Source organism: Streptomyces sp. NPDC047853 (assembly GCF_043204535.1).
Taxonomy (GTDB): Bacteria; Actinomycetota; Actinomycetes; order Streptomycetales; family Streptomycetaceae; genus Streptomyces.
Window position 1 is genome coordinate 144,363 of record NZ_JBIDCI010000004.1, and the last position, 24,816, is coordinate 169,178.

At 74.0% G+C, this 24,816-nt stretch carries 20 protein-coding genes; 11 read left to right on the top strand and 9 right to left on the bottom strand.

Annotation, left to right across the window (positions count from 1 at the left end; genetic code table 11):
- The first annotated feature begins 1 nt into the window (after window position 1).
- Window positions 2-1,498 carry a cryptochrome/photolyase family protein gene (locus ACGF5T_RS09745; RefSeq protein WP_366766913.1) on the top strand — a complete coding sequence of 499 codons (1,497 nt, stop codon included), beginning with the start codon at window positions 2-4 and terminating at the stop codon, window positions 1,496-1,498.
- A 137-nt stretch (window positions 1,499-1,635) separates the two neighbouring features.
- A complete protein-coding gene (locus tag ACGF5T_RS09750; RefSeq protein WP_356610285.1) occupies window positions 1,636-2,778 on the top strand; it encodes a polyprenyl synthetase family protein in 1,143 nt (380 codons plus the stop codon).
- 12 nt (window positions 2,779-2,790) lie between these two features.
- Here the strand turns inward: ACGF5T_RS09750 and ACGF5T_RS09755 are convergent, their stop codons facing one another.
- The 4 genes from ACGF5T_RS09755 to ACGF5T_RS09770 all read right to left on the bottom strand — a co-directional run bounded on the left by ACGF5T_RS09755 (window position 2,791) and on the right by ACGF5T_RS09770 (window position 7,904).
- Window positions 2,791-4,398: an FAD-dependent oxidoreductase gene (locus tag ACGF5T_RS09755; protein ID WP_356610284.1), complete on the bottom strand. Its 1,608-nt coding sequence runs from the start codon at window positions 4,396-4,398 to the stop codon at window positions 2,791-2,793.
- Entirely contained in the window at window positions 4,395-5,126 is a 732-nt protein-coding gene (locus tag ACGF5T_RS09760) for a class I SAM-dependent methyltransferase (protein ID WP_356610283.1), read from the bottom strand. The genes ACGF5T_RS09755 and ACGF5T_RS09760 overlap by 4 nt, the downstream gene beginning before the upstream one ends.
- Window positions 5,123-6,340, bottom strand: coding sequence for a lycopene cyclase family protein (locus ACGF5T_RS09765; RefSeq protein ID WP_361015379.1), 1,218 nt, complete (start codon window positions 6,338-6,340; stop codon window positions 5,123-5,125). The genes ACGF5T_RS09760 and ACGF5T_RS09765 overlap by 4 nt, the downstream gene beginning before the upstream one ends.
- Before the next feature lie 556 nt (window positions 6,341-6,896).
- A complete protein-coding gene (locus ACGF5T_RS09770; protein WP_356610281.1) occupies window positions 6,897-7,904 on the bottom strand; it encodes a MerR family transcriptional regulator in 1,008 nt (335 codons plus the stop codon).
- A gap of 161 nt (window positions 7,905-8,065) precedes the next feature.
- Between ACGF5T_RS09770 and ACGF5T_RS09775 the strand changes: the two genes are divergently transcribed.
- The 5 genes from ACGF5T_RS09775 to ACGF5T_RS09795 all read left to right on the top strand — a co-directional run bounded on the left by ACGF5T_RS09775 (window position 8,066) and on the right by ACGF5T_RS09795 (window position 12,511).
- On the top strand, window positions 8,066-8,674 hold the full coding sequence (locus tag ACGF5T_RS09775; protein WP_356610280.1) for a sigma-70 family RNA polymerase sigma factor: 609 nt from the start codon (window positions 8,066-8,068) through the stop codon (window positions 8,672-8,674).
- A 111-nt stretch (window positions 8,675-8,785) separates the two neighbouring features.
- Window positions 8,786-9,616, top strand: coding sequence for a DUF4397 domain-containing protein (locus tag ACGF5T_RS09780; protein WP_366766888.1), 831 nt, complete (start codon window positions 8,786-8,788; stop codon window positions 9,614-9,616).
- 39 nt (window positions 9,617-9,655) lie between these two features.
- Complete coding sequence (locus ACGF5T_RS09785) at window positions 9,656-10,159, top strand: hypothetical protein (RefSeq protein WP_366766887.1); 504 nt, start codon at window positions 9,656-9,658, stop codon at window positions 10,157-10,159.
- Between the two features lie 195 nt (window positions 10,160-10,354).
- A complete protein-coding gene (locus ACGF5T_RS09790) occupies window positions 10,355-11,014 on the top strand; it encodes a hypothetical protein (protein ID WP_366766886.1) in 660 nt (219 codons plus the stop codon).
- A 135-nt stretch (window positions 11,015-11,149) separates the two neighbouring features.
- Complete coding sequence (locus tag ACGF5T_RS09795) at window positions 11,150-12,511, top strand: APC family permease (RefSeq protein WP_356610276.1); 1,362 nt, start codon at window positions 11,150-11,152, stop codon at window positions 12,509-12,511.
- 16 nt (window positions 12,512-12,527) lie between these two features.
- On the opposite strand, the gene ACGF5T_RS09800 is transcribed toward ACGF5T_RS09795, so the two are convergent.
- Window positions 12,528-13,319 carry a VOC family protein gene (locus ACGF5T_RS09800; RefSeq protein ID WP_366766885.1) on the bottom strand — a complete coding sequence of 264 codons (792 nt, stop codon included), beginning with the start codon at window positions 13,317-13,319 and terminating at the stop codon, window positions 12,528-12,530.
- A gap of 80 nt (window positions 13,320-13,399) precedes the next feature.
- Window positions 13,400-14,998, bottom strand: coding sequence for a family 20 glycosylhydrolase (locus tag ACGF5T_RS09805; RefSeq protein ID WP_366766884.1), 1,599 nt, complete (start codon window positions 14,996-14,998; stop codon window positions 13,400-13,402).
- A gap of 279 nt (window positions 14,999-15,277) precedes the next feature.
- On the opposite strand from ACGF5T_RS09805, the gene ACGF5T_RS09810 reads away from it, so the two are divergent.
- Window positions 15,278-16,552, top strand: a complete 1,275-nt coding sequence (locus ACGF5T_RS09810; RefSeq protein WP_366766883.1) for a family 1 glycosylhydrolase — start codon at window positions 15,278-15,280, stop codon at window positions 16,550-16,552.
- A 10-nt stretch (window positions 16,553-16,562) separates the two neighbouring features.
- Entirely contained in the window at window positions 16,563-17,141 is a 579-nt protein-coding gene (locus tag ACGF5T_RS09815; protein WP_366766882.1) for a helix-turn-helix domain-containing protein, read from the top strand.
- A 213-nt stretch (window positions 17,142-17,354) separates the two neighbouring features.
- On the opposite strand, the gene ACGF5T_RS09820 is transcribed toward ACGF5T_RS09815, so the two are convergent.
- Window positions 17,355-18,554 (bottom strand): serine hydrolase domain-containing protein, encoded by a 1,200-nt coding sequence (locus ACGF5T_RS09820; protein WP_366766881.1) that lies wholly within the window; start codon window positions 18,552-18,554, stop codon window positions 17,355-17,357.
- A 316-nt stretch (window positions 18,555-18,870) separates the two neighbouring features.
- Window positions 18,871-21,291, bottom strand: a complete 2,421-nt coding sequence (locus ACGF5T_RS09825) for a glycoside hydrolase family 3 C-terminal domain-containing protein (RefSeq protein ID WP_366766880.1) — start codon at window positions 21,289-21,291, stop codon at window positions 18,871-18,873.
- A gap of 238 nt (window positions 21,292-21,529) precedes the next feature.
- On the opposite strand from ACGF5T_RS09825, the gene ACGF5T_RS09830 reads away from it, so the two are divergent.
- Window positions 21,530-22,441 (top strand): SGNH/GDSL hydrolase family protein, encoded by a 912-nt coding sequence (locus tag ACGF5T_RS09830; protein ID WP_366766879.1) that lies wholly within the window; start codon window positions 21,530-21,532, stop codon window positions 22,439-22,441.
- On the opposite strand, the gene ACGF5T_RS09835 is transcribed toward ACGF5T_RS09830, so the two are convergent.
- Window positions 22,431-23,090, bottom strand: a complete 660-nt coding sequence (locus tag ACGF5T_RS09835) for a TetR/AcrR family transcriptional regulator (protein WP_366766878.1) — start codon at window positions 23,088-23,090, stop codon at window positions 22,431-22,433. The genes ACGF5T_RS09830 and ACGF5T_RS09835 overlap by 11 nt on opposite strands.
- Before the next feature lie 192 nt (window positions 23,091-23,282).
- On the opposite strand from ACGF5T_RS09835, the gene ACGF5T_RS09840 reads away from it, so the two are divergent.
- The gene (locus tag ACGF5T_RS09840; RefSeq protein WP_366766877.1) at window positions 23,283-24,812 is read left to right on the top strand and encodes an ABC transporter substrate-binding protein; all 1,530 of its coding nucleotides are present in this window, start codon (window positions 23,283-23,285) and stop codon (window positions 24,810-24,812) included.
- Window positions 24,813-24,816 lie beyond the last annotated feature (4 nt).

Below are 24,816 nucleotides of genomic sequence, written 5' to 3' on the forward strand. Positions count from 1 at the left end.
GGTGCACTGGCTCTTCGGCGACCAGCTCGGCCCGCACTTCCTCGCCCCGGACGGAACGGGTCCCGGCCGCGGCACGCCCGTCCTGATGATCGAGGCCCGCTCCGTGTTCCGGCGGCGCCGCTTCCACCGGGCCAAGGCGCACCTGGTGCTGTCCGCCATGCGCCACCGGGCGGCGGAGCTGGGCGAACGCGTCACCTACGTACGCGCCGACACCTACCGCGAGGGCCTGGACCGGGCGGCACGGGGGCGTCCGGTCACGGTGCACCACCCCACGTCGTACCCGGCCCTCCGTCTCGTGCGTTCCCTCCCGGGGGTCACGGTGGGCCCCGCGCGGGGCTTCCTGGTGCCGATGGCGGACTTCGCCTCGTGGGCCGACGGCCACGGCGGACGACGCCTGCGCCAGGAGGACTTCTACCACTGGGTCCGCCGCGGACACGAGCTGCTCATGGACGGCGGTCAGCCCGCGGGAGGCCGGTGGAACCTCGACCACGACAACCGCGAGCCGCCACCCCGCGACACCGCCTCGCTCCCGGTCGGGCGTCCGTACCGGCCGCGCGAGGACGAGATCGACGAGGAGGTCCGCCACGACCTCGACCGCTGGGAGCGGGACGGCGACGTCTCGTTCGTCGGGCGGGACGGGCCCCGCCTGTTCCCGGCGACCCGGGGGGAGGCACTGCGGGCCCTGCAACGCTTCGTCGAGCAGCGCCTCGCCACCTTCGGTCCCTACGAGGACGCCATGCTCGCCGCCGACCCGGTCATGAGCCACAGCCTGCTGTCCTCGTCCCTCAACCTGGGCCTGCTCGATCCCGCCGAGTGCGTCGAGCGGGCGGAGGCGGCGTGGCGCGCGGGCCGGGCCCCGCTGAACAGCGTGGAGGGATTCGTCCGGCAGGTCGCCGGCTGGCGCGAGTACGTCTGGCAGCTGTACTGGTACTTCGGCGAGGACTACCGGCGCTCCAACGAGCTCCGGCACACCGCTCCCCTGCCCGGCTGGTGGAACGACCTGGACGCGGACGCCGTACGGGCCAACTGCCTGCGTACCGTCCTGGCCCAGGTGCGCGACACCGGATGGACGCACCACATCCCCCGGCTCATGATCCTCGGTAGTCACGCCCTCCAGCGGGGCTGGGACCCGGCAGCGGTCACGGACTGGTTCCACCGCTGCTTCGTGGACGGGTACGACTGGGTCATGGTCCCCAACGTGGTCGGGATGTCCCAGTACGCCGACGGCGGCCGGATGACGACCAAGCCCTACACCTCGGGCGGCGCCTACGTGCACCGCATGAGCGACCTGTGCGGGGGCTGCGCCTACCGGCCCGGGGACCGCACCGGCGATCACGCGTGCCCCTACACGGCGGGCTACTGGGCGTTCCTGGACCGCCACCGGGACCTGCTGGCCGGCAACCACCGTGTCGCCCGGCCCGTACGGCAGCTCGACCGGCTCACCGACCTCGCCGCGGTCCGCGCGTGGGACCGCTCGCGCGGTGACGGGCCGCCGTGAGGCACGTGCCCGGTGTCGTGGAGGCGCGGGGCCCGCGCGGGACCGGGCGGGGATCGGCGCATCCGCGGGAGGGCACTCGGCGGAAGCATCGTCGTACGGATGACCGGACGACGACCGGACCTGAGAAGGGGTTGTGCATGCTCGGACCGCCGACGACGGCGCCCGCACCGGCCGGGACCGTCGAGGACCCACTCACCGCGCTCGCCGCGACGGACGCCGTGGGCGGCGTCCTCCAGCAGGTCCTCGACGCGCGTCTGCGTCACTCCCGTGCGGTCGATCCCGTCTTCGCGCGGGACGTGGCCGACCGGGTGGCCGCGCTGGTAGCACGGGGAGGGAAGCGGCTGCGCACGGCCTTCGCCTGCTGCGGCTGGCGGGCGGCGGGCGGCTCGGGCGACCCCACGGCGGTCCTGCGCACCGCGGCCGCGCTCGAACTGCTCCAGGCGTGCGCCCTCGTGCACGACGACGTGATGGACGGGTCGTTGCAGCGCAGGGGCGCCCCGGCCCTGCACGTCGAGCTGGCCCGCGGGCACTGGGCCGCGGGCATGCACGGGTCGGCGGAGACGTTCGGGACCTCCGCCGCGGTGCTCGCCGGTGACCTGGCGCTGGTGTGGGCGGACGACCTGCTGACGGAGACGGCGCTCGGTACCCCGTACGGCCCGCGCCTGCACGAGGAGTGGCGGGCGATGCGCACCGAGATGGTCGCCGGGCAGTACCTCGACCTGCGCGCCCAGGCCGCCCGTTCGTCCGGCGTCGACGAGGCCCTGGCCGTCGCCACCCTCAAGAGCGCGCTGTACACGGTCGCTCGGCCGCTCGCCCTGGGCGCGTCGCTGGCCGGGGCCGACGAGCACACGGTGGAGGCGCTGCGGGCCGCCGGCCGGTGCGCCGGGCTGGCGTTCCAGTTGCGCGACGACCTCCTCGGCGCCTTCGGCGACCCGGCGCTGACCGGGAAGCCGGCCGGGGACGACCTGCGCGCGCGCAAGCTCACCTACCTCCTGGCCGTCGCCCACCGGCTCGCCGACGCGACCGCGGACCACGAGGCCGCCGCCGTGCTCGCGCCGGACGCGGACACCGGGTCGGACCGCGCGGTCGAGCGGGTACGGGCGGTGCTGGAGCGCACCGGCGCCCGGGAGGCGGTGGAGGCGAAGATCGGTGAGCTGGCGGCGGCCGGCCTCCGGCACTTCGCCCGCACCGGCGCCTCCCGGGCGGTGCGGCACGAGTTCGCGGCGCTGGTCGAACGCGCGACGGGCATGGCACCGCACCGCGCGGAGGACGTGTCCTGACCCGGCCCCGGGTCAGGCCGCCGTCCCCGGCGGGACCCGGGGCCGGTCCGGTGAGCGGCTGCCGGGCCGCCCCGCGAGGGCGCCGAGGGCCCGCAGCGCGGCGGAGCGTCCCGCCCGGGGGACCGTCCACAGCACCTGGCCCCGGACGCCCCGTTCGGCGAGCAGGGTGTTCGCCGCCAGGAAGCCGGTGGTGGCGGCGCGTTCCATGAGGGCGACCGGCAGGTCGCAGCGGATCGCGTCGCCGGCCAGGGTCAGCCAGGGGTGGGGGGTCCGGACGGTGGGGCGCCGCCGGTGTGAGCCGACGGCGAAGAGCGGGCAGTCGGAGCGCCATTCGTGCCGGGCGTCCACGACGCGCGCCTCGCGGGTCTCCGGGTACACCCGGTGCAGCCGGTCGACGAGCATGTCCTGCACCTTCTCCGGTTCCGCGCCGGTGTCCACGGCATAGGCGTGCAACTCGACGACCGAGCCCTTGTTCCGCTCGGCCCAGCGGCCGGCCTCGCCCTCGTACCGTTCCAGGACGCTGATGTTGTCCAGCCCGTCGTAGCCGCTGGTGCCGAGGAAACCGGGACGGTCGGCGCGGACCGGTCGGTCGAGCCAGAGCCGGGAGACGAGGAACGGCGGCGCGGTGCGCAGGGCGTCGACGTCGGCGCGCCAGCCGGGCGTGCCCAGACGGGGTGACGCGGTGACGAGCCGGCGCAGTCCCCCGGGGTCGAGGGCGAGCACCACGGCCTGGTGGTGCCGGGTGCCCGCGTCGGTGCGCACCCGCGCGCCTCCGTCGTCGAGGGGGTCCACGTCGACGACGGGGGTGCCGGTGCGGATGTCCGCCCCGAGGCGCTGGAGGTAGTCGCCCAGCGGATCCCAGAGCGCCTGGGGGAAGGGCTCGCCCGGTACGTCGAAGAGCAGCCCCTCGGACGATCCGAGGAAGTAGATGTGGAACATCAGCAGCAGTTCGGCGGCGGAGAGTTCCCGCGGGTCGGCGAAGAAGCTGCGCGAGAACACCTCGAACGCCAGGTGGTGGGCCGCCTCCGGGAAGCGCACGCCGTCCAGGAACCCGGTGGCGGTGACCTCGTCGAAACGCTCGTAGACCTCCGGCACGCGCACGTCGAGCAGCGGCAGCGCCGCCCGGGCGTCCATGGCGGCCAGGTCCCGCCAGCCGAAGGTGGGGCTCAGGGCGACGAAGCCGAGCGCGCTGAACGGCGGTGTCCTCGGGACTCGGGCGAAACTGTCCGTCAGGCCGCCACTGTGCCGCAGGGGGTAGTCGGGGAGCGGGGTGAGCCGTGCGAGGGACGGGTCGGTGCGCCGGAGCAGGCCGCGGAGGTTGTAGTACTGGCGGAAGAAGGCGTGGAACCCCCGGGTCATGGTCGCCGCGGAGCCGTCCGCCAGTCTGGTGGGCCGGCCGGAGAGCCGGCCGCCGAGGGCGTCCTCCCGCTCGTACACGGTCACGCGGGCCCCGCGCTCGGACAGCAGGGTGGCCGCGGCGAGACCGGCGATGCCGCCGCCGATCACCGCGACGGACGGCTCGTCCCCGCGCGGGAAGCGGTCCCTGCCGGGCGGGGGCGTCAGGATCTCGGCCTTGCGGTCACGGCCCCGGCGGGCGGCGCCGGTGCGGTGGGCGGTCACCGGGTGTCCTCCGTCGCGGTGGCCGCGCCGTTGCGGGCCAGGAAGGTGTGCACGATGCCCGTCTGCCAGCCGGCGACCGGCGCGACACGGACTGCGGTGAAGCCGGCTCGCCGCAGCCGGCCGGCGAAGGCGGGGGCGGTGTCGAAGGCGGTGACACTGTGCCGGAGGTGGCGGTAGAGGGCACCGTCGCCGGTGAGCGTGCCCGCCGGGATGACGATGCCGCGGCACACCGCCGACCACAGGGCGCGGTGGGCCGGTGAGCCGCTGAGGCTGTACTCGTGGACGGCGAGCCGGCCGCCCGGCCGCAGCAGGGTCCGTACGCTCCCGAGGACCGCGTCGGGATCGGTGACGTTGCGGAACAGGTAGGCGGCGAAGACCGCGTCGAAGGGGCCCTCACCGGACGTCGCGACCTCCTCCGCGGTCAGGTGCAGGAAGCGCACGCGGGCGGGCCACGGCTTGGCCAGCGCGCGGCGCAGCATGCCCGCCGACGCGTCCACCGCGGTGATCCGGGCGCGCGGCGCTGCCCGGAGCAGGGCGAGGGTGGAGGCGCCGGTGCCGCAGCCGAGGTCGAGGACGCGCAGCCCGGCTCCGTCGCCGGGGAGCCTCAGACGGCGGGCCGAGCGCAGGAGGTCGGTGCGGTAGCCGGGGTTGAGCGAGGTGAGGCGGTCGTAGGAGTGGGAGGCGCGGTCGAAGGCGCGGGCCAGGTCGTGGTCGCGCAGCAGGCTCATCGGTGGTTCTCTCCGTTTCTGGCGGCGGCGGTTCGGGAGCGGCGGGGAAGGAAGGGCAGTTCGACCGCCGTGCGGAGCATCGGACGGACCGGGGTGCGCAGCCCGATGCGCCATTCCTCGCCGAGCGAGGTGGCGCCGTCGAGGAAACGCAGCAGGCGCTCCGCCGGGACGCGGCGGAACAGGTCGGTGAAGAAGTCCGGGCCGTCGATCCGCCCGGTGTCCAGAGCGCGCAGCAGTATCGCGTCCATGGCCAGCGCCCGCCGCCCGTGGGGTGCGGGGACGGTCCCGTGCCCGTCGCGCAGCGCGGCGGCGATGGCCCTGCTCTGCCGTTGCACCGCGGCGAAGGTGTAGCCGGTGGCCGGGCGGGTGGCGCCCCCGGCGGTGCCGATGCGGAAGACGGCCTTGCCGGTCCGCCGGGGGAAGCGGGCGTCGGTCATCGGGATGCCACCCTGCTCCGTGCGTTCCACGGTGAGCGGGCCGAGCCCCAGGACGTCGGTGCAGTAGTGGCCGAGCGCCGTCTCGTACGCCTCGGTGGTGAGCGCGGTGCGGGAGAACTCGGTGTACTCCACGAGCGCCCGGTCCGGGGCCAGCGGCAGGACGTAGCCGAAGGCGAGCCCGTGCGCCGGCTGGGGCACCCGGAAGTCCATCAGGTCGGCGACCGCGGGATCGAAGCGTTCGGTGGGAGTGCGGACGAACCAGCCACGGAAGTGCTGCAGCAGCTGGGTCCGGGCCGGTGGCAGGGTGCGCAGCGGCCGCGAGTCGAAGACGCGGCGGGCGCGGAGGATCAGGGGGTGTCCTCCGGGGAGGGTGCAGCGGATCTCGGCGCCTCCGGGAACGTCGCGCACCGTGTCCGCGGTCGCCCGCAGGAGGCGCCCGCCGGGTGAACGGGCCAGCCGGGCGTGGACGAGTCGCTCGAACGCCGTGGAGCGCACCATGCGGTACGTCAGGGGGGCCGGGTCGACGGTGACCTCCCGGCCGTCGGCGCCGTGCACGCGCAGCACCGGCCAGGAGGCGGTGACGGCGTCGTCGAGGTCGCCGGTGCCCTGGTCCCAGTAGCACCACGTGCGCTCCGCCGGACGCGGTGGGCCGTCCGGCGGCTCGACCACGGTCACCGTGGCGGTGCCGGTCCCGGTCAGCCGGTGCGCGAGGCTGAGACCGGCCGCGCCGCCGCCGAGGACGACCACGTCGGACGTGTGGTCGGGCGGGGAGGTCACCGGGTCCGCCCCTCGCCGGGCGTGCCGTCCGGGCCGGAGCGTCGCGCGGGTGCGGCCCCGGCTGCCGGTACGCCCCCGACGGCGCGGCGCGCCACCCGGCACGGGTCGCCGCCCCCGCGCGGTGGCGGGGCGCCCCTCGCGGGTCGGCCGGTACGTCCCGTGCCGCGGTGCCCGGTGTCGGGGTGTTCGGTGTCCAGGTGCCGGGGCCGGGTCTCCGGTGCTCCGGCACCGGTCGTCCGCACACGCGCGCCGCTCAGTTCCACGCTTCGCTCCCGGCCCCGGGGTCGACGATCCACTTGCCGTCGACCCCTGCTTCGGGCCGCCGACCGTCCACGGATGCGGCGACCTCCACTGACGTACCGACGCCACCAGTACCCCAGGACGGCGGGGACTTCCCGCGCGGCGCGCCTGGCGGCCCGGTCCGATCCGGGTCGCGCGGCTCGACCGTGCCGGGGCCGGCCGAGGGGCACCGGCCGCGGCACCCGGTCACCGCGGGCGCCGGCCGGGGTCGCGGGATGCCGGGTGCCCGCCCGCCGCGGCCGGGCCGGGGGGCACGTCAGTGTGCCAGTGCCGACTCCACCGCGGCGACGGCCTCGGCGAGTCCCGCCGGGCGCGCCAGACCGGCCGCCCGCTGCCCCGTCCAGCCGGGGCCGAGGGTGAGGACGACCGGCCTGCGACGGGCGCCGCGCACCCCCCACTCCATGGCGGCCACGTGCAGGGCCAGCGGTCTGCTGGCGGTGGTGCGCGACTGCGCCCACAGCCCCACCGCGGCAGGCCCGGTCCTGCGCACCGCCGCGACCAGGGACTCGACGGGCAGGGCCCCGCCGAACATGCGCACCGGCAGGCCCCGCTCGGTGAGGGCGGCCGACAGCACTTCCAGCGGCAGGGTGTGGTTCTCCCCCGGCACGCAGGCGAGCAGGGTGGTGGCGCCGGGGCGGTCGGCGATCGTGGCGGAGGTGCTGCGCCGCAGCGCGCCGGAGACGTGCCAGGACAGGAAGTGTTCCACCTCGACGTACTTCTCGCCCGATGTCTCCCACTTGCGGCCGACGGCCTGGAGCGTCGGCACGATCACCTCGGTCCAGGCGGCGATCAGACCGTGCTCCGCTATCGAGGTGAGCAGCAGTTCGTCCAGTGCGGCGGCGTCGAGCCGCAGGGCGGCACGGGCGATGCCCTTGCACTCCTGGCGGACATCACCCAGCCGCAGCCCGCTGCCCGCCCGGCTGCGGCCGCGGGCCGGGGCGCTCGCCTCGCCGGGCCCCGCAGGGGGGCCGGGGGCCGCGGCCCCCTTCTCGTCGCGGCGCGCCAGCCGGGCGGCCTCGGCGGGTGCCAGCCCGGTCGCCGTGAGCGCGCACATACGCTCCAGCCGCGCCACGTCCCCGGGGGTCCAGCGTCGGTGCCGCCCCCCGGTGTGCGCCGCGGGTCCGAGTCCGTAGCGGCGGTCCCAGGTACGGACCGTGGTCGGTGCCACCCCGAGTCGCCTGGCCACCTCGCCCGTGGTCAGGCCACCGCCCTCCGCGACGCGCTGGCCTTCCCGTTCGTCGTCACCGTCCGCGGACACCCTCATGCCTCCACTGTACGACGCACAACCGACGCATGTTGCCTGCGTCGGTTGTGCGTCCAACACTGGAGGCACGTACGGCAGCCCCGACAGGACAGGACGGTGAACTCGCCGTCCGGCGGACCACGTTGTGTCCCCGTACGAGGCACGGCAGGAGGAATCAGGCCATGAGCACCCACGTGCGACCCGCCACCGCGCTCGTCCCGCCCTCGGAGGAGACCCGGTACGAGGAGGATCTGGCCCGTGGTCTCGTCGCGGCCGACGACGAGGCGTTCGCGGCCATCTACCGGCACTGGGGATCACTCGTCCACACCATGGCCGCCCGGTCCCTCGGTGATCCGCACGAGGCCGAGGACGTGACCCAGCAGGTGTTCATCGGCGCCTGGCGCGGACGGCAGGGCTTCCGGCCGGAGCGCGGCGCGCTCGGTGCCTGGCTGGTCGGCATCACGCGCCGCAAGATCGTCGACGCGCTGGCCGCCCGGACCAGGCGTCTGACCCTGGCCGAATCGGTAGCCCGCGACACCGCCCCCGACCAGCCGGTGGAGGCGGCACCGGAGGCCGTACTGGATCGCGTGCTCCTCGTCGACGCCCTGTCCCGGCTGCCGCGCGCCCAGCGGGAGGTGCTGTGCATGGCCTTCTATGAGGACCTGACCCAGGTCCAGATCGCGGAGCGCACGGGCGTGCCGCTCGGGACGGTGAAGAGTCACGCCCGCCGCGGCCTGCACCGGCTGCGCCTGGCCGTCGACCAAGGCCGCGAGCAGAGCGCGGACAGATAGGTCGACAAGGGGGGGAAGCGGGGTCGCGGACGCATCCGCGGCGCCGCCCGTCCAGGAAACACCACCGAGACTCCGCGGCAGCGGAGACAGCATTCCGAAGGGATGATCCCCATGACTTCCCGGACCCCCCTGGCCGTCGCCGCCTCGGCCGGCGCCTGCGCGCTGGCCTTCGGTGTGGCCGCACCCGCCATGGCAGAGCCCGCGCAGGCGCAGGACAAGGCCATGGTCTCCGTCTTCCACGGCATCCCCGGGATGACGGTCGACGTGTACGCCAACGGTGACGAGCTGCTCAGCGACTTCGAGCCCGGCACCGTGACCGACCCGCTGTCCCTGGAGGCCGGGACCTACGACCTCCAGATCTTCGAAGCGGGCCAGGGACCCGACGGCGCACCGGCCCTGGAGAAGGAGGTGAAGGTGCCCGAAGGCGGCAACGCCACGGTCGCCGCACACCTCTCCGCGAACGGTGAACCGCAGCTGACGGCGTACACCAACGACGTCTCGCGGCCGGACGACGGGAAGGCCCGCCTCACGGTCCGCCACGTCGCGGCCGCGCCCGCCGTGGACGTGCGCGCCGGCGGTCAGCCTCTCTTCACCGGCCTGACCAACCCCGGCGAGGACTCCGCGACGGTCGACGCGGGCACCGTCAACGCCGACGTCGTCCTCGCCGGGACCGACACCGTGGCCATCGGCCCCGCCGACGTGAACCTGAAGGAGGGAACGAGCAACATCGTCTACGCCTGGGGCAGCGCCGAGGACAAGAACCTGGCGCTGGCCACCCAGACGTTCAGCGGCTCGGAGGCGATGTCGAACACCAACCACGCGGGCGCCGCCTCCGGTGCCCCGGACTCGCTCGCCCAGTGGCCGGCCTATGCCGCCGCGGTCGGCGCGATCACGGTGACCGGCGCCCTGGTGGCCCGCCGCACCGCGGGCCGACGTGGCTGACACCGAGCGCCGGTCCGCCGGAGGGACCGGGAGGGCGCCGTGGCCCACGTAGAGTCGGCGCACCTGGTGGAACTGGCACTCGGCAACGCGTCCGGCGACGAGGATGCCCGCGCCCTGCGGCACATCGCCGGGTGCCCGTTCTGCCGGGAGGAACTGAAGGCGCTGACCCGCCTGGTGAGCGCCGCGCGGGACGCCGAGGTGACGGACCTTCCCGCGGCGGCCCCCGCGCACGTCTGGCACCGGATCGCGGAAGAGGTGTCGCGCGAGGCCCAAACGCCCCCGCACCCACGACGACGCCCGGCCGGCCGGCCCGCCGGCGGCGCGACCGGCGGCGACCGGCTCACGCGGCCGGCCGGCGTCGTCGGACGCGGGAGCCTCACCGCACGTGTCCTGGCCGCCGGTGCCGCTGTCGTCGCGGTGGTCCTCGTCGTACGGCATCGGTCGGCACGGGCCGGCCGCGGGCCGGTCCGCGACTCCGGCCGGCGCTTTCGGGACCGGGCACGCACCGCCCACCGGACGCGTCCGGAACGCCGGCGTCGCTGACGCCCGGCCGGGAGCCCGAGAAGCCCGCCGCATCCCGTCCGGTCCTCCGCGAGAGCCCGAGAAGCCCGCCGCATCCCGTCCGGTCCTCCCCGACCGCCGCCCCTGCTCGCGCCCGGACGACCTGCCCGCCGCCCCCGCGACCCCGGATGAGAGCATCCCACCGGGCCGTCGAACGGGGAGAGGGAGACGCGGAGCATGACACCAGGGCGACTGACCTACGAGGTGAGGTACGGGGTCTCTCCGCCGGCCGTCGTCAGCGGCGGTGGACCGGACGCCGGAGGAGGAGCCCTTCGGCTCTGCCCCGACGAACCCGCCCCCGCACCGGACCGGTACCGCTCCGTCCGGGCCTTCCACGTCCTTCCCGACACGCAGGGCCCGTGGGCGCGCGTGGTCACCGAGCGGCCCCTCGGCCCGCGCGTGAGCGGGCACGCCGCCGTCTACCGGGTCGAGGATCCGTCCGGCGCGCCGCTGGGGCGGATCACGATGCGGCGCCGCCGCCCCTTCCGGCCCGGCCGGACGCGGTGGACCGTGGAGCCGGCCACCGGGCCCGCCCTGCGGGGCTACCGGGGCCGCCTGGTGTGGTGGGCCCTGTGGTGGCCGGTCGGGCTGACTGTCAGCCTGCTGTGGGCGATCACGTCCCTCCTCGGTGAGGGCGACGGCGGGTTCGGGCCGCCCCGCCGTGTGATCTGGCGGGACGGCACCGGGCGGGCCCACATCGTCTTCCGCGGTGTGGCCGACGACTACCGGGTGCTGACGCCCGGGTGGGACCCTCGTCTGGTCACCGCGCTGGTGGGGCTCCACCAGTCGTTCGACCCCTCCGAGGGCGCGGGGGCTTTCGGCTGGTACCAGGCGTGAACCGACACGGCCCCTGAGGCCGGATTCCCCCTCTCCCGACGTGTCGGGACCCGTTCCGCCGTGACGGTCGGTTACATGCATCACATCCGGCCCGCAGGGCAGAACGTTCTGCACACAGAACGGGAGAGGTGTCGCATGAGCACAGCCGAGCCGCGGACCACCGACGCACCGGACGGCGGGTCACCGTCGCTCAAGCGTGCCATCGGCCCCAAGTTGCTGATCCTCTTCGTCATCGGCGACATCCTCGGCACCGGTATCTACGCCACCACGGGCAAGGTGGCGGGCAAGGTCGGCGGCGCGCTGTGGCTGCCGTTCCTGATCGGGTTCGTGGTCGCGCTCCTCACCGCCGCCTCGTACGTGGAGCTGGTCGGCAAGTACCCGAAGGCGGCCGGCGCCGCGCTGTACACGCAGAAGGCGTTCAAGGTGCCGTTCCTGACCTTCATCGTGGCCTTCATGGTCATGTGCTCGGGCCTGTCGTCCGCCAGCGCGGCGGCCCGTGCCTTCAGCGGCGACTACTTCCAGGAGTTCACCGACGCGATCCCGCCGACCCTGATCGCGATCGTGTTCCTCCTCGCGCTCTCCTCCCTGGCGTTGCGGGGCGTGTCGGAGTCCGTGAAGACCAACGTGGTGCTGACGATCGTGGAGCTGACCGGGCTCCTGGTGATCCTCGGGATCGGTGCGTGGGCGGTGTTCAGCGGTGACGGGGAACCCTCCCGGCTGGGCGAGTTCGAGGGCTCGGGTACCGGATACGCGCTGATCACCGGGGTGCTCGGGGCGACGGCGCTCGGCTTCTTCGCCTTCGTCGGCTTCGAGGACTCCGTCAACATGGCCGAGGAGACGCAGGACCCGGTCCGCACCTTCCCCCGGGCGATCTTCATCGGCGTCGCCGTGACGGGCGTCATCTACGTCCTCGTGGCACTGGTGTCGTCGCTGCTCGTGGACTACCGCACCCTGGAGGCGTCCAGCGGCCCGCTGCTGGAGGTCGTCAAGGCGGGCGGCGTCGACTTCCCGCCCAGGCTGTTCGCCCTGATCGCACTCTTCGCGGTCACCAACTCCGCGCTGATCAACATCATGATGGCCTCACGGCTCTGCTACGGCCTGGCCAACGAGCGGGTCCTGCCGCGTGTCATGGGCAAGGTGCTCCCCCGGCGGCGCACGCCGATCACCGGCATCGTCTTCGTCACCCTGCTCGCCATCGGCCTGGTGTCGACCGGCGAGATCGAGGGCCTCGGCGACACCACGTCGTTCCTCCTGCTCTGCGTGTTCGCCGTGGTCAACGTGACCGTCCTGGTGCTCCGCAAGGACCCGGTGGAACACCGGCACTTCCGTACACCGACGATCCTGCCGGTCCTCGGAGCGATCACGGCGCTGGTCCTGGCGAGTCCCCTCGCGGAGCGGGCGGCGGACGTCTACATCCGCGCCGGCGTTCTGGTGGCCATCGGCGTCGCGCTGTGGGGTGTGAACAAGCTGGTCATGCGGCTGCGCCCGGAGCGGTGACCCGTCGCGGGTCCTCTCACGCCCGGGCCGGTGCGAGCACCACGAAGTCCGCGTTCGACGGATCGAGGCACAGGGCCAGCCGGCCGACGCCCTCCGCGTCCTCCGGACCCATCTGTACGCTGCCGCCGCTCTCGACGACCGCGGCGACGGAGGCGTCGCAGTCGGTGACGGCGAAGACCGGGTGCCAGTACGGGCGACCGTCCGCCAGGGCGAGGTCCTGCTCGCGAAGCTCCATGAGACCGCCGTGCATGCGCTCCTCGGGGAGACCCGCGGGCGTGATGAGCGAGTACGTGCCCCCGCCGCCCGGCAGCTCCATGTCCCCGAACTGCCAGCCGAGGACACCGCCGTAGAACTCCTTGGCCGCCGCCGCGTCGCTCGTGTACAGCTCCGTCCAGCACAGCGAACCGGGCTGGTCCACCAGCTCGACGCCCTGCGTGCTGCCCGGCTGCCACACGGCGAACTGGCCGCCCGCCGGATCGCTGTACTGGGCCATCCGGCCCCAGGGGTCCAGATCCATCGGCGCCACCCGGACCGTACCGCCCGCCTGCCGCACGGCCTGCGTCGTGGTGTCGGCGTCGGCGACGCGGTAGTAGACCATCCAGGCGGAGCGCGCGCCCTCCTCGGTGAGCCGGCCGATACCGGCGACGATCTTGCCGTCCTTGCGGAACATGCCGCCCTCGGCGTCCTCCCCCATGGACTCGAAGTCCCAGCCGAACACGGCGCCGTAGAAGGCCGCGGCGCCGCGGACGTCGGGAGTGCCGAGGTCGAGCCAGCAGGGGGAGCCGGGGACGAAGTCAGTGGTGATCACGGCGGTGCCCTTTCGCAGTTCCTGTCCGCTCCAGCGTGACACCGTGTGCGGACGCCCGCCCGTCGTCCGTGGCGCGCAGGTCACGTCCAGGGGATCTCCGTGGAGGCCAGGTAGGAGAGCCCGCGGTCGTTCCAGAGCCCGCCGTGCCGGGCGACGCGGTCGCTGTGGGCGTCCCAGTCCGGGGCCCGGCCGGTCCACGCGGTGTGGGCGACGGACGACAGGCGCGGCAGCAGCAGGGTGGTCAGGTCGTCGAGTCCCTGGATCGACTCGCCGAAAACCGTCGCCTCGATCCCGGCGACGCGCTCCTCGGGAATCCCGTACTCGGCGGGGTCCCAGGCGGCGGTGTGCCGCACTCCGCGGGGCCGGTAGGTCGGGAAGCCCAGGCGGGCGGCGTCCTCGGCCTGGGCCGGCGGGGCGACGTCCGGCGGGTAGCGGCGGTCCAGGTAGAGGTGGGACTGCGGGGAGAGCAGGACGCGGCCGCCGCCGTCCAGGATCCGTGCGAGATCCGCGTCGGTCGGCGCGAAGAACCCCTTGAGGGCCCGGACGAGGGCCGGGGTGTAGCCGGCCGCCAGCAGTTCGGGACGACGGTCGAGTTCCTCCTGTGCGTCGGGCAGGTCCATCATCGGCACGTCCACCCAGAACTGTGCGATGTCGTCCGTGGTCACCCCGGCGCGTGCGCCCTCCTGCCAGGACAGCGGACGCTTACCGGCCGCCCGTACCACGGCGCGCAGTTCGCGTACGGCCAGGACGAAGCTGTCCGCGGTCATGCCGACCGCCTCGTCTCCGCCGATGTGCACGAAGGGGCCGTCGGTCAGCTCGCACACCTCGGTGAGGACGGAGGCCACCAGGTCCCGGGTCGCGGGGTCGGCGAGGTCGAGTGGCGGCACGTACCGGAAGCGGCCCTTCAGCCCCTGCGGCGCGGGCGCGGCGGGCAGGCCGGGCACCGCCTCGCGCAGGGCGGCGCAGTGGCCGGGCAGGTCGATCTCGGGGACGACCGTGACGAAGCGCTCGGCCGCGTAGGCCTGCAGGTCGCGGTAGTCGTCGGCGGTGTAGTACTGGCGCGGGAGGGCGTCCGGTCCGCGCGTGGTGGCCGCGGCGGGCAGCGGCAGGCGCCAGCCCTCGTTGTCGGTCAGATGCAGGTGCAGGACGTTCAGCTTGTACAGGGCCGCCAGGTCGACGACCCGGCGCAGTTCGGCGGGCGTGAGATAGCCGCGCGCCGGGTCGACCATCAGGCCGCGCCACGCGTAGTGCGGTGCGTCCGTCAGCTCCCCGCAGAGAAGGGGGCCGGTGGTCGCGACGATCGCCTGGAGCGCCGTGGTGGCCGCGCGGAACGCACCTTCGGGTGTGGCGGCCCGGCAGCTGATGCCGTGTGCGGTGACCGTGACGCGGTACGACTCGTCACCCGGTTCCGCGGCGCCGGGCGGCGAGATGCCGACGGGTGCCCGGTGCGGAACCGACGCGGCGGCGTCGAGGACGAGTTCGAGGGTGGCGGCGGTCCCGAGTGCGTCCGGTGGCAGCAGGCGGTCGCCGAGGTGAGGGGCGAGGAGCGCACGGACGGTCCCGGCGACCGGTACGAGGCGATGGTCGGTGGTGGTGACGCGCCACGGTCCGGCGGGGTCCAGTGTCCCTCCGGTGGCGGCCTCCGTCCGGTTCGCGAGGGCCGGAATGACGACGTCCATGGTTCTCCTCCACGCGGGTCGTACGGTTGGCGGCGCCGTGCTCGGCCAGGCGCGGTGTCCGGGCCGGGACGCCGTGGGCGCCGGCTCCGGGGGCCGCGGCCTCGTCAGGTGGGCGCGGGCCCCGGGCGGCGGGCCGTTCCGGAAGGGGGGCGGCCGGCGCGCCTTCCTGCTGGAGCGGCTCCGCCTGTACGCTAACACGAAAACCGATCAATGAACGCTTTTCACGGAGCCCCGCCCCGACCTCGTCCGGGCCGGGATCCGAGGCGAAAGGAGCCCCGCATGACACCCCCGACCGGGCCCGGTCTCGTGCTGCCGCACGGTTTCCTCATGGGAGCCTCCACCTCCGCCCACCAGGTCGAGGGGAACAACGTCTCCAGTGACTGGTGGGCATGGGAGAACCGGCCGGACAGCTTCGTCGCCGAGCCGAGCGGTGACGCGGCCGACAGCTTCCACCGCTGGCCGCAGGACATGGACCTGCTGAGCGAACTCGGTTTCAACGCCTACCGTTTCGGGATCGAATGGGCACGTGTGGAGCCCGAGCGCGGCCGGATCTCGCGTGCCGCCGTCGCCCACTACCGGGACATGGTGCGCGGAGCCCTGGCGCGCGGGCTGACGCCGGTGGTGACGCTGCACCACTTCACCTCGCCGCGGTGGTTCAGCGAACTCGGCGGCTGGTCCGCGCCCGAGTCGGCCGAGCTGTTCGCGGCCTATGCGGGCGTGGCCGCCGACATCCTCTCGGCGGGCGTCCGCCACGTGGTCACGATCAACGAGCCCAACATGGTCGCGTTTATGCACACGGTGGTGCGCGAGACCGCCCGCAGCCGGGCCCGCGGCGGCAACCGCACGGGCGCGGCCGCCCTCGACCCCGGCTCCGTGGAACCGGACGCCGACGTGACCCGGGCACTGATCCGGGCCCACCGGGCGGCCTTCGGCGTGCTCAAGGAAGCCAACCCCGCTCTGCGGGTGGGCTGGACCGTCGCCAACCAGGTCTACCAGGCCGAGCCGGGCGCCGAGGAGGTCGCCGCCGCCTACGCCGGGCCGCGCGAGGACGTGTTCCTGGAGGCCGCCCGCGAGGACGACTGGGTCGGCGTACAGGCGTACACGCGGCACCTGATCGGTCCGGACGGACCGCTGCCCGTGCCCCAGGGCGCCGAGACCACGCTGACCGGCTGGGAGTTCTACCCGGAGGCGCTGGGAGAGGCCGTACGGCACACCGCCGCCGTGGTCGGACCGGACGTGCCCATCCTGGTCACCGAGAACGGCATCGCCACCGACGACGACGCTCTGCGCATCTCGTACACCGGCAGGGCCCTGGCCGGCCTGGCCGCCGCGCTGCGCGACGGCGTGGACGTACGTGGCTACCTGCACTGGAGCGCCCTGGACAACTACGAATGGGGCTCCTACCGGCCGACGTTCGGCCTCATCGCGGTCGATCCGCACTCCTTCGCCCGCCGTCCCAAGGAGTCGGCCCGCTGGCTGGGCTCCGTGGCCCGTTCCGGGCGCCTGCCGGAGGCGCCCGCCGCCTCGGCGGCCGGCGTCGCGCACGCGGGTTAGGCTGGCCGGCATGGCGAAACGCGGCCCGTACGAGAAGGGCGAGGCGAAGCGCGGCGAGATCCTGCACGCGGCTCTGGAGATCTTCGCTGCCGAGGGGTACCGGGGGACCTCGCTGCGGAAGGTGGCCGCCCAGTGCAATCTCAGCCTGCCCGGGCTGATGCACTACTTCGACTCCAAGGAGGACCTCCTCACACAGGTCCTGCGCATGCGCGACGAGACCGCCCGGGTACGGCAGGACGAGCGCACCAACCCCGAGAGTTACCGGGAGATCATCAGGGAGGGTGCCAGGACCCCTGGTCTGGTGGAGCTGTTCGTGTCCATGGCGGCGGCCGCCAGTGACACCGGGCATCCCGCGCACGCGCACTTCGCCGAGCGCTACCCGGTGCTGCGGGAACGGGTGGCGACGTACGTGCGCGAGCGCATGGACGAGGGGCGCATGAGCACCGTCGTCCCGCCCGAGCGGCTGGCGGTACTGCTGCTGGCGGTGGCCGACGGCATCCAGTTGCAGTGGCTCATCGACCGGTCCACGGACATGGAACAGCCCATCGACGACATCATGCGACTGCTGGCCCCGGACCGGGAGGCCTGACCGGGAGGGGCACTCTCAGCCCCCTTCCGGCGGTCGCGGGCCGCCCCGGCCGCCGTTCGACGCTACGACACCGGGACCCCCTCCTCGCCCCCGGCCACACGGCCGGTGGTGCGGGTGGGTCCGGGCAGGCGGACCGGGGCCGGATGACCGGGCCGCGAGGCACGACCAGGCCGAAGCCGGGGAGGCCTCGGCCTGAGATCCGTGCGGCACGCCTCAGGGCGGGCCGGTCCCGGCCGCTTCCCGGACCGCCGCGGTCCACGGCGTCCAGCGCGGATCGGGACCCGCGGACGGGTCCCAGGCCATGGCGGTGCAGACGTAGCCGACCGCCAAGCCGCTCTCCGGGTCCGCCATGCCCAGCCGGCCACCCGCTCCGGCATGGCCGAAGGAGCCCTCGCCGAGCAGGGGGGAGCCAGGTCGGGGCAGCTCGAAACCGAGGCCGAAGCGGGACCGGTCCGGTCCGTCGAACCGGCGCAGCGGTCCCGGTGGCGGCAGGTGGTCGGTCTGCGGGGCGCGGGCTCGCTCCACCGCTGCGGCGGACAGCAGCCGCACGCCGCTGACCTCGCCGAGGAGCGCGGCGTACAGGCGGGACAGCGACCGCGCGTCGCCGATGCCGCCGGCGGCGGGAAACTCGTGCGCGCGGCCCCGGGACGAGTCGAAGGCCTCGACGAATGAGGCCAGTTCACCGGCCGAGGCGCGCAGCACGGCGGCCAGCCGGTCGCCGGGTGCGAGGCCGAGGCGGCCGACCGCCGCGGCGATCTGTTCGGCGCCGGGCGCAGGCCGTACGGCGGTCTGCGGCACGAACCGGTGCTCCGCCGACCGGGGCAGGTCCATCCACAGGTCCAGCCGCAGCGGCCCGGCCACTTCCCGGGCGAAGAACGCCCCGACGCTCGTGCCCGTCACGCGGCGGACCACCTCTCCCAGCAGGTGGCCGTAGGTGAGGGCGTGGTAGAGGAACGCCGTGCCGGGCTCCCAGAGCGGCCGCATGGACGCAAGGGCGCGGACGCGGCCGACGTGGTCCAGGAGGCCGGGCAGGCCGACGCCGGCCGGGTCGTCGGTGAAGGCAGGCAGCCCCGAGCGGTGGGCGAGCAGGTCGGCCACCGTCGTCTCCGCCTTGCCGGCCGCGGCGAACTCCGGCCAGTGGCAGGCGACGGGTGCCTCCAGGTCCAGCAGGCCGCGTTCGGCGAGCAGATGGACACAGACGGCCGTCATGCCCTTGGTGGCGGACATCAGCACGGTGACCCAGTCCGGCCCGGTGGGCGGGACGGTCGCCGCGCCCTCGGTCCACAGGTCGACGACCGGTCGGCCCCGGTGGTGCACGGCCAGTTGCGCGGCGCCCGGATCGTCCGCCTGTCCCTGAGCGAAGGCCTCGCATACGGCCTCCCAGCCCGGCCGCACTCGACCGCGCACCACCACGCCCGCGGTCACCGTGGCGTGCGGCGGAGCGCGCCGCCGGTGGCTGCGCGGGACGGCGCGGCGCAGGGTGCGGCCGCGGGTGCCGGGGCGGCGGCGATCGAGGATGCGGGAGACGCGGACCCGGACACGGAGGCTTCGGTCATGGCTCCTGGCGCGCAGGGAACGGCCATGGACATGGAGAAGGTTGTCACGTCCCCGGGCCCATCGGCGTCCGTCGCGGCCTCGGGCACGCAGGCGACGGCCACGAGCACGGAATTCGCCACCACGCTCCCGGCCTCGGGCGCGCAGGCGCCGGCCACGTACCCCGAGGTGGCCGTCACGACCCCTCGGGCGCGGCGGCAGCCGTCGCGGCCCAGGACTCGGAGGCAGCGGCATCGCCCCCGGACGTGCCGTCGTCCGACACGCCCTCCGGTGCGGAGCCCTCCGCGGAGCCCTCCCGCACGGACGCGGTGGTCCGGGTGGCTCTCGCGTCGGCGACTTCGGCGGTCAACTCCCCCACCGCGTCGGGCGAAACCGGACTCTGCGGGAACTCCGAGATCACCTCGAGCGGCATGCCGGCGAGGAACCGCCGCAACACCGGGTCCTCCAGGGCCCCGGACCCGGGCGCGGCCGCGCGGGCACGGGCGAACCGCTCCGCGAGCAGCGGCCCCCCCACCGGGTGCCGCAGCCATTCCGCGAGCGTATTGCGCCCGGTCAGCCGCAGCCGCGAGGGGTCCCCGTCGAGGGTGATCCCCACCGACAGCCGCACGTCCCTCGAGGATGCTGCCGCCTCGATGCGGTGCACGCCGCCCTCGACCCGCCAGCCGCCCTCGCGTTCGCTGTAGTGGGCCAGGTCGGCCCGTGCCAGCTCCACCACCACCTCGCGGCTCTCACCGGGGTCGAGCGACACCGAGGCGAAGGCCCGCAGTTCCCTCGGCGCCCGGGCTACCTCGGAGTCGACCGGCGCCGCGCTGTAGAACTGGACCACCTCTCGGCCCGCCCGCTCCCCGGTGTTGGTGACGGTCACCGCGACGTCGAACGCCGTGCCGTCCTCCCGCGAATCCACGCGCAGGCCGGAGTAGGCGAAGCTGGTGTAGGACAGCCCGTGGCCGAACGGGAAGGCGACCTCGCGGCGGGCGGCGTCGTAGCCGCGATATCCGACGAACACGCCCTCGCCGTACCGGACCCGGCCCTCCTCGCCGGGGAAGGACAGGTGGCTCGGGCAGTCCTCCAGGCGCAGCGGCAGCGTCTCGGCCAGCTTGCCGGAGGGGTTGACCGCGCCGAACAGCACCCGGGCGAGGGCGCCTCCGCCGGCCTGGCCGAGCAACCAGCCCTCGACGACGGCGGGAACCGTGTCGTGCCAGGGCGCGGTGCGCACCGCTCCGCCGTTGGACAGCACCACGCACACCCGGTCGTTGACCGCGCGGACTCGTTCCAGCAGGCGTACCTGGTCGGCGGGGAGGTCGATGTGGGTGCGGTCGAACCCCTCGGACTCGTCCTGTGCCGAGAGGCCGAGGAAGACCACCACCGAGTCGCTCCCGGCGGCGAGCCGCACCGCCTCGTCCTCCGCGGCCGGAGCAGGTCCGGCGACGTCGGCACCGGCGAGGGCGTAGCCCGCGGCGAACTCCACCTGAGCGCCGTCGGCGAGCCGCCGCAGACAGTCGAGCGGTGTGTCGAGGCGGGTGGGTGTCACCTGGGAGCTGCCCGCGCCCTGGTAACGGGGGGTGCGGGCCAGTTCACCGATGACGGCCACGCTGCCGGCGGCCGGATCGAGGGGCAGCAGTCCCGTGTCGTTCTTGAGGAGGACCACGCACCGGTCCGCGGCCTCACCGGCCAGGCGGTGGTGTTCCTCCACGGAGAACCGGTCCCCGTTGCGGGCGCCGCCCGTCGCGCGCCGGGCGAAGCGGGCAAGACGCTCGACCGCGGTGTCGAGCACCGCCTCGTCGAGGTGCCCGTCGGTCACCGCGGCGACGACCTCCCGGTCGGTGCGCCCACCAGTGCCCGGCATCTGGAGGTCGAGGCCGGCGCGCAGCGCGGCGACCCGGTCGCGCACCGCACCCCAGTCGGACATGACGATGCCGTCGAAGCCCCATTCCGTGCGCAGGATGTCGGTGAGCAACCGTGTGTTCTCCGACAGCGGGACGCCGTTGAGCGCGTTGTAGGAGGCCATGACGGACCACGGTCGGTCGCGGCGGACGATGCGTTCGAACGCGCGCAGGTAGATCTCGCGCAGCGGGCGCTCGTCGACGTCGGCGCTGACCCGCATGCGGTCCGTCTCCTGGTTGTTGGCCGCGTAGTGCTTGAGGGCGGCGCCGACGCCCGCCTCCTGCAGGCCGCGGACCATGGCGCCGCCGAGTTCGGCGGTCAGCAGGGGGTCCTCCGAGAAGTACTCGAAGTTGCGCCCGCACAGCGGCGACCGCTTGATGTTGATCCCTGGGCCGAGCACGACGTGCACTCCGTGGGCGGAGGCCTCGGCGGCGATCGCGCCGGCGACACGCCGCGTCAGTCCGGGGTCCCAGCCACTGCCCAGGGCCACGGCCGGCGGGAAGCAGGTGGCGGGTGCGGCGCTGTGCAGGTCGAGCTGGCCGCCGTCGCCGCTCTCCTTCGGCAACCGCAGGCCGTGCGGGCCGTCGGACAGCGTGACGGCGGGGACACCGGCAGCAGCGAGGCCGGTCGTGACGAAGTCGCCCGCACCGCTGGTCAGCGAGGCCTTGCCGGGCAGCGGAAGGGACGGCGTCGACGGGGTCTGCTGGGTCATACGCGCACCTGTTCGGCTCTGGTGGGGCTGGTGAGTACGGCGGGGTGAAAGACCTGGCCGGATAGCTGAACCTTCAAAAACCGTACGATGATCGGTTTTTACTGTCAAGAACCCTCCGCCCGGCGGTAGACGCCCCCGTGGACCCTGCCACCCCATCTCGGTGCACCCTATTGACTACCAGAAACCGATCACCGTACGGTTTTCGCACTCTCACCCATCGCCGAAACGAGGAACCGCCATGCCTCCCTCAAGCCGGCCCGCCGCCGCGCCACCCGGAAGACGCGCGCGGCGGCGCGCGGTCACCGTCGCCGCGGCCCTCGCCTCCCTGATCAGCGCCACCACGGCCGCCTCCGCGACCCCTGACCCCGGGCCCGCGCCGAACGCCGCGGAGGTGCACTACGTCGCCCTCGGCGACTCCTTCAGCTCCGGGCCGGGCATTCCCGAACAGACCGACCCGGGCTGCGGACGTTCGTCGGCCAACTACGCCACCCTGGTCGCCGGGGCGGTGCAGGCCGCGACCTTCACCGACGTGACCTGCGCGGGCGCCGACACCAGTCACATGACGGGCCCTCAGGACACCGTGCCACCACAGCTCGACGCCCTGCGCCCTGACACCACCCTGGTGACGCTCGGCATCGGCGGCAACGACCTCGACCTGCCCGGCGTCATCACCCGCTGCGTGCTCCTCGGGTACCTCGCACCACAGGGCGCGCCGTGCAAGCGGAGCTACACGCTGTTCGGCACCGACGAGATCGCCGCCCGCATCGACGCCACGGCACCGCGTGTGGGAGCCGTCCTCGACGAGATCCGCGTCCGCTCCCCGCACGCCCGCATCCTCGTGGTCGGATACCCGACGATCTTCCCCGACGACGGCACGGCCTGCCGGGCGACGGTCGCGCTCGCCGAAGGCGACTTCCCCTGGCTGCGCGACATGACGAAGCACCTCGACGCCATGCTCGCCGCGCAGGCCGGGCTCGACGGCGCCACCTACGTCGACGCCTACGGCCCCTCCGTCGGGCACGACGTGTGCCGGCCGGTCGGCGTCCGCTGGATCGAGCCCGAGGACACCGCGGCCGCGGCCGGATTCCACCCCAACGCCGACGGGCACCGGAGTACGGCCGATGCGGTGCTCGCCGCCCTCACGCGCTGACGCCGGCCGCGGGCGCGCCGCCGTCCGGGTCGAGACCGAGCCGGACCAGGTAGTCACGCACCAGGTCCTCCATCGCCACCGCCTCGGGCTCCAGCAGCCACTGTGTCTGCAGCCCGTCCATCAGCGCCAGCAACTGCCGGGCGACGACGGCTGGATCGACGGCGGTCGGCGGGCCGGACGCCGTCCACAGTGCCTCGACGAGGACGGTCAGCTCCTCCCGCAGGACGCGGTACCGCTCCCTGAAGTAGTGGTGGGCGGGGTGCCCGGGGTCCGTGGCCTCGGCGGAGAGCTTCGTGTACAGCGCGACCAGACCCGGAGTCGAACTGTTGCGGGCGACCACCCCGAGCAGCATGCGCAGCCGCTCCGCCGGCGACGGCTCGGGGGCGCCCGGGTGGGTGATTCCAGGGAAGACCGACTGCGCGTCCAGCCGGTCCCGGTGGCTCAGCACCGCGGTCAGCAGGGACTCCTTGCCGGAGAAGTGGTGCAGCACGCCGGCATGGGTCAGCCCCGCGTGCGCGGCGATGTCCCGCAGCGAGACGGCGTTGAAGCCGGAACGGGAGAACAACTCGGCCGCGGAGTCCAAAATGCGCGCCCGCGTCCGCTCTCCCTTGGAGAGGCGACGCGGGGCGCCCGGGGGTCGTGCGCTCACTTCTGCGGTCTCCTGCCGTCGACGCCGTCGGACCGCGGGGCCGCGCTCTCGGCGCCGCGTGACGGTCCCCGGAAGTTACCAGCAGGCCGACCGCACCGCGAGAAAACCTACCAAGTGGTCAGTTCTGCGGCTAAGCTCACCGCCCATCTCGTCCGGGACGCCTTTCCCGGCTCTCCACACGGAGCGAAAACCATGTCCAGAACCACCCGAACCGGGGCCCTCGCCGCCTGCCTGGCGGCCTCTCTCGGCCTCGCGGGCTGCACCGACGCCGGCACCACGGGCGCCGGCACGTCAACGCTGAACATCGCGACTATGACGTTTCCGCAGAGCCTCGATCCGGCCCAGGCGGTCGGCAGCGCCCTGCCGTTCTTCCAGGCGACCTACGACACCCTCGTCAAGCGTGAGCCCGACGGCGAGTTCCGCCCCATGCTCGCCACCGCGTGGGAGTACAACGCGGACCGCACCGAACTCGGTCTCACCCTGCGCAAGGACGCGAAGTTCGCGGACGGCACCGCCTTCGACGCGACCGCGGTCAAGGCCAACATGGAGCGCTTCAAGGAGGGCGGCGGCGCGGACGCCAAGTGGCTGAAGGACCTGGAGTCGGTCGCGGTCGAGGACGCCACGCACGTGACGCTCAGACTGAAGCAGCCCAACCCCGCCATGCTCTTCTACCTGAGCGACGCGGCCGGCCTCATGGCCAACCCGTCGGCCTTCGACCGGGGCGACGGTCTCAAGACGACTCCGGACGGGACCGGTCCCTACCGCCTGGACAAGGCGAAGACCACGGTCGGCACCAAGTGGGTGTACCAGCGCAACCCCGACTACTGGGGCGAGCCGCTTCCCTACGAGACGCTGACGATGAGTTTCTTCGACAACGAGACGGCCATCGTCAACGGCCTGAAGACCGGTCAGGTGAACGCGGCCCTCCTGCAGAGCGCCGACCAGCAGATCAGCATCGAGTCCGACCCCCGGATGAAGACGACCGAGCAGGAGTTCGACTTCCAGGGCCTGCTGCTCTTCGACCGGGGCGGGAAGCTGACCCCCGCGCTGAAGGACGCCCGCGTCCGCCAGGCCCTCAACCTCGCCATCGACCGGGAGACGATGCTCGAGGCGATCCGCCAGAACCGCGGCGAGACCACCTCCCAGGTCTTCGGCCCTGACACGCACGGGTACGACCGGAAGCTGGACACGTACTACCCCCATGACCCTGACAGGGCCAGGAACCTGTTGCGGGCCGCGGGCCACGCCGACGGCTTCACGCTGAAGCTCCCCCGCATCCCCGCCATCGTCAACGACGCGCTCGCCGCTTCGCTGGCCGCCGACCTCGAGGCCGTCGGGGTGAAACTGGTCTGGGACGACCTCGACGGAGCCTCGGCGGTCCAGAAGGTGTTCACCGACCGCGCCTACTCCGGGATGGTCATGAACATGGGACAGTCCTCGTCGGACTGGGTCGTGGTCGACGAACTGGTCAACCCTGGGGCCTTCAACATGTTCGGCACCTCCGACGCCACCGTGCGCGAGCTGGTCCCCCGCGTCCAGTCGGGCACGGCCGAGCAGGCCGGGGCGGCGGTACGGGCGCTGGGCGAGCACCTGGTGAAGGAGGCGTGGTTCGTGCCCTTCTACCGGATGACGTACCTGCACGTCTCGGACGGCTCGGTGACCGTCCGCCCGCAGTCCGGCATGGCCGTCCCGTCGATCTACAACTACTCCCCCGCCAAGTGACCCG